5 protein-coding genes are annotated in these 4988 nt (G+C 77.4%); 1 reads left to right on the top strand and 4 read right to left on the bottom strand.

Annotation, left to right across the window (positions count from 1 at the left end; translation table 11 throughout):
- The first annotated feature begins 20 nt into the window (after positions 1-20).
- Positions 21-635: a YitT family protein gene (locus tag GTR00_RS14425; protein WP_166612302.1), complete on the top strand. Its 615-nt coding sequence runs from the start codon at positions 21-23 to the stop codon at positions 633-635.
- A gap of 43 nt (positions 636-678) precedes the next feature.
- Here the strand turns inward: GTR00_RS14425 and GTR00_RS14420 are convergent, their stop codons facing one another.
- The 4 genes from GTR00_RS14420 to GTR00_RS14405 all read right to left on the bottom strand — a co-directional run.
- Positions 679-1689, bottom strand: coding sequence for an L-idonate 5-dehydrogenase (locus GTR00_RS14420; protein WP_166612301.1), 1011 nt, complete (start codon positions 1687-1689; stop codon positions 679-681).
- Positions 1690-1768: 79 nt separating this feature from the next.
- Entirely contained in the window at positions 1769-2536 is a 768-nt protein-coding gene (locus tag GTR00_RS14415) for an SDR family oxidoreductase (RefSeq protein WP_166612300.1), read from the bottom strand.
- 49 nt (positions 2537-2585) lie between these two features.
- The gene (gene glpK, locus GTR00_RS14410; protein ID WP_323132489.1) at positions 2586-4130 is read right to left on the bottom strand and encodes a glycerol kinase GlpK; all 1545 of its coding nucleotides are present in this window, start codon (positions 4128-4130) and stop codon (positions 2586-2588) included.
- A gap of 91 nt (positions 4131-4221) precedes the next feature.
- Positions 4222-4988 (bottom strand): IclR family transcriptional regulator (locus GTR00_RS14405; RefSeq protein ID WP_240900245.1); only part of this gene is annotated, 767 nt, incomplete at its 5' end.

Raw genomic sequence — 4988 nt, 5'->3', positions numbered from 1 at the left:
CCCCCGCACTCCCGCGCGCGCTGCCGCCCGCGCCGCCGCACACGCCCGCCGAGGACGTCGCCGGGTTCCTCGTGGGCACCTTCCTGGCCTCCTTCGGCCTGTTCCTGCTGCACTCCAGCACCGCCGTCACCGGTGGCACCGCCGGGCTGGGCCTGCTGCTCAGCTACGCCCTGCCCGTGCCGTTCGGGGTGCTCTTCCCGCTGGTGAACCTGCCGTTCTTCCTGCTGGCGGTGCGCGCCAAGGGGTGGGGGTTCACGCTGCGCTCGGCGGCGGCCGTGCTGACCGTCTCGCTGTTCTCCCCGCTGCACGCGGCGGCGCTGCCGGCGCTGGACGCCGACCCCGTGTACGCGGTGCTGCTCGGCGACCTCGCCGCCGGCCTGGGCATCCTGGTGCTCTTCCGCCACCGCGCCAGCCTCGGCGGGTTCGGCATCCTCGCGCTCGTGCTGCAGGAGCGCCTCGGCTGGCGCGCCGGGTACGTGCAGATGGCCCTGGACGTGCTGGTCGTCGCCGCCTCGCTGGCCGTCGTGCCGCCGGCCGTGGTGGCGCTGTCCGCCGCCGGCGCGGTGGTCCTCAACCTCGTGCTGTCGATGAACCACCGCCCCGGCCGCTACACCGGCACCGGCAGCGGCAGCTGACCGGCCCGCTCAGCCCCGTGGCCCGCTCAGCCCCGCGGCCCGCTCAGGGCCACAGCGCCACGAGCACCTTGCCCGACGCCTCCGAGTCCGCCGCCACCGCGAACGCCTCCGCGACGGAGTCGGCGGGCACCTCGTGGGTGACGACCCGCTCCAGGTCCGGGCGCTCGGCCAGCACCCGCACCGCCTCGTCGATCTCGTCGGCGAAGCGGAACGTGCCGCGCAGCTGCAGCTCCTTGGACACCAGCGGCGCCAGGTTCAGCGGCCGCGGCGCGTCCGGCACCATGCCCACCTGCACCACCACCCCCGCGCGGCGGGCCGCCAGCAGCGCCGTGCCCACCGCGGCGGGCACCCCGGAGCACTCCAGCACCACGTCGAACGCCTCCCCGGGCACCTCCTGCTCGCCCACGCGCAGCGTGCCGTGCACGCCCAGGGCGCGCGCCCGCGCCAGCGGACCGGGCAGCACGTCGGTGGCCACGACCTCCCCCGCCCCGCGCACCAGCGCCGCGGCCGCCGCCAGCAGCCCGATCGGCCCGGACCCGGACACCAGCACCCGCCTGCCCGCCACGTCCCCGGCCACGCCCACCGCGTGCAGCGCCACCGCCAGCGGCTCGGCCAGCGCCGCCCGGCGCAGCGGCAGCCCCGCCGGCAGCACGCGCACCATCGCGCGGTCCACCACGAGGAACTCGCTCATCCCGCCCTGCGTGTGCGGCCAGGTGGAGGCGCTGCCCAGGTACGCACCGCCCGGGCGCAGGTGCGGGTGGTGCTCCAGGCCCGCGGCCGGCGGGCCGAACGTGGCCGGGTGCACCGTCACCGGCGTGCCCGGCGCGAGCTCGCCGGAGGGGTCGGCGTCCACCGCGGCGGAGACCTCGTGGCCCGGCACCAGCGGCTCGCGCACCACGAACGCGCCGTTCGCGCCGTGCGCGAGGTAGTGCAGGTCCGACCCGCAGATCCCCGCGTACGCCACGCGCAGGCGCACCCGGCCCGGGCCCGGCTCCGGCGTCGGCACCTCCTCCACGCGCAGGTCGCCCGCCCCGTGCACCCTGACCGCCCTCACGGCGCCCCCTCCCCGTCCCGCGGACCGCGGGACCTCGCAGCACCGACCCTCGCAGCACCGACCCTCCCAGCACCGACCCTCACAGCACCGACGTCATGCCGCCGTCGACGACGACGTTCTGCCCGGACACGAAGCTGGACGCGTCCGAGCACAGGTAGATCAGCGTGCCCAGCAGCTCCTCCACCCGGCCCCACCGCCCCGCCGGGGTGCGCTGCTCCACCCAGGCGCTGAACGCCTCGTCGGCGACCAGGGCGGCGTTCATCTCGGTGGCGAAGTACCCGGGGGAGATGGCGTTCACCTGGACCCCGCGGCCGGTCAGGTCCGCGGCCATGCCCTTGGTGAGCATCGCCACCCCGCCCTTGGTGGCGGTGTACGGGGCGATCGTGCGCCGCGCCAGCACCGACTGCACCGAGGCGACGTTGACGACCTTGCCCGACCCGCGCGCCACCATGTGCGGGACCACCGCCCGCGAGACGTGGAACACGCTGGAGAGGTTCACCGCCACCAGCGCGTCCCAGTCGGCGGCGGCGAACTCCTCGAACGGGGCGCGCCGCTGGATGCCGGCGTTGTTCACCAGCACGTCCGGGGCGCCGTGCTCGGCGACCAGCGCGGCCACGCCCTCGGCGACGGCGCCGGCGTCGGTGACGTCGAAGCTCACCACCGCCGGCGCGGTCCCGGTGCGCTGGGCCAGCTCCTCCTGCGCCCGCCGCAGCTGCTCGCGGTCGCGCCCGTGCAGCACCACGCGCGCGCCGGCCTCCGCCAGCCCGCCCGCCATGGCGCGGCCCAGCCCGCGCGAGGAGCCGGTGACCAGCGCCAGCCGGCCGGAGACGTCGAACAGTGCGCTCACGGGCCCGCACCCTGGCACAGGCACCCGCCCCGCCGCAGCGGGGCGCCGCTCAGGCGCGCTCGTGCCGCACCCAGCCGAACGTGCGGCGCACCGCCTCCTGCCAGTCCTGCCAGCCGCGCTCGCGCTCGGGCCCGGCCATCGCCGGGGACCACTGCGAGGCGCGGTGCCAGCGCCGGCGCAGCGCCTGCGTGTCCGGCCAGAAGCCCACCGCCAGGCCCGCCGCGTACGCCGCGCCCAGCGACACCGTCTCGGACACCATCGGGCGCACCACCGGCACGTCCAGCACGTCCGCGACCGTCTGCATGAGCAGGTTGTTCGACGTCATCCCGCCGTCCACCCGCAGCGAGGACAACCGCAGGCCGGAGTCCGCCTCCACCGCCTCCACGACCTCGCGGGTCTGCCAGGCGGTGGCCTCCAGCACCGCGCGCGCCAGGTGCCCCTTGGTGACGAACGAGGTCAGGCCGATGATCAGACCGCGCGCCTCGGCCCGCCAGTGCGGCGCGTACAGCCCCGAGAACGCCGGCACGAAGTAGCAGCCCCCGTTGTCGGGCACCGTGCGCGCCAGCGACTCCACCTCCGGCGCGGTGGAGATCAGCCCCAGGTTGTCGCGCAGCCACTGCACCAGCGCGCCGGTGACGGCGATGGAGCCCTCCAGCGCGTACGCCGGCGGCTCGTCGCCGATGCGGTGCGCCACCGTCGTCAGCAGCCCGTGGGTCGAGCGCGGCACGTCGGTGCCGGTGTTCATCAGCAGGAACCCGCCGGTGCCGTAGGTGCACTTCGCCTCCCCGGGCGAGAAGCACGTCTGGCCGAACAGCGCCGCCTGCTGGTCGCCCAGCGCCGCGGCGATCCGCGCGCCGGGCACCACGGTGCGCGCCCGGCCGTACACCTGCGAGCTGGGCACGATCCGCGGCAGCGCCGCGCGCGGCACCCCGAACGCCTCCAGCAGCTCCGGCGACCAGTCCAGGGTGCGCAGGTCCATGAGCATCGTGCGGCTGGCGTTGGTCACGTCCGTGACGTGCTCGCCGCCGTCCGGGCCGCCGGTGAGCTTCCACACCAGCCAGGACTCCACCGTCCCGAACAGCACGTCCCCGGCCGCGGCCCGCCGGCGCAGCCGCTCGTCGTGGCGCAGCATCCACGCCATGCGCGGGCCGGCGAAGTACGTCGCCAGCGGCAGCCCGCACACGTGCGCGAAGCGGTCCACCCCGCCCTCGGCGGCCATCTCCTCCACCAGCGCGGCGGTGCGGGTGTCCTGCCACACGATCGCCGGGGCGACGGGCTCGCCGGTGCGCCGGTCCCACGCCACCACCGTCTCGCGCTGGTTGGCGATGCCCACGGCCACCACGTCCCCCGGGCCCGCCTCCACCTGCGCCATCGCCTGCGGCACCAGGCGGGCCACGTCGGCCCAGATGCGCGCCGCGTCGTGCTCCACCCAGCCCGGGCGCGGGTAGTGCTGGCGGTGCTCGCGCTGGGCGACGGCCACCAGCCGGCCGGCGTGGTCGAAGAGGATGCAGCGCGTCGACGTGGTGCCCTGGTCGACCGCCACGACGTACCCGCGGTGCTCCGGGCGCTGCGCTGCACCCGTCTGCGTCGTCACGGGCGCCATCCTGCCCGACGCCCGCCCCGGCGCGGCCGTCGCGACCGCGCCGTCCCCGCGCCGTCCCCGCGCCGTCCCCGCGCCGGGCGCGTCAGTCCACGCGCGCGCCCAGGCCGCGCGAGATCGCCCGCGCCGCCTGCCGCACGGCGGGCACCACGCCCGCCCGGGGCCGGCCGCGGGAGTCCACGAGGTGCTCGGCGGCGCCGTCCACGCCGATGGCGCCCACCACCAGCCCGCCGCGGTCGCGCACCGGCGCGGCCACCCCCGCCACCCCGGCGGTCAGCTCCTCCACCTCCAGCGCCCAGCCCTGCTCGCGCACCGCCGCCAGCGCGCGCCGCAGCACCGCCGCGTCGGTGACGGTGCGCGCCGTCATCGCCGGCAGCCGCCCGCGCAGCCGCACCGGCGCCGAGGCCAGCAGCACCTTGCCCAGCGCGCACGCGTGCGCCGGCAGGCTCGCGCCGGTGGTGAGCTCCTGGGCGCTGTCGTCGGGGCGGAAGACGTGGTGGACCACCAGCGCACGGCCCTCGTGGAGCACCGCCAGCCGCACCGACTCGCCCGTGCGCGCCGCCAGGGAGTCCGCCCAGTTCACCGCGTGCGCGCGCAGGTCGTCGGCGCCGGTGCGCGGGCGGCCCAGGTCCGCCAGCGCGGGGGAGGCGCGGTAGTCGCCGTCCTCGTCCTGCACCACGAAGCCGACGTCCACGAGGGTGCGCAGGATGCCGTGGGCGGTGGTCTTGGCCAGCCCCAGGGCGTTGCCGACCTCCACCACGCCCAGGCCGCGCCCGGCGCCGGACAGCAGCCGCAGCACCGCCGCGGCCCGCTCGATGGACTGGATGGGCCCGGGCACGCGCGCTCCCCGCC

It is taken from the genome of Kineococcus indalonis (assembly GCF_009906395.1).
Lineage (GTDB): Bacteria > Actinomycetota > Actinomycetes > Actinomycetales > Kineococcaceae > Kineococcus > Kineococcus indalonis.
This window is presented reverse-complemented; position numbering and strand designations above follow the sequence as displayed.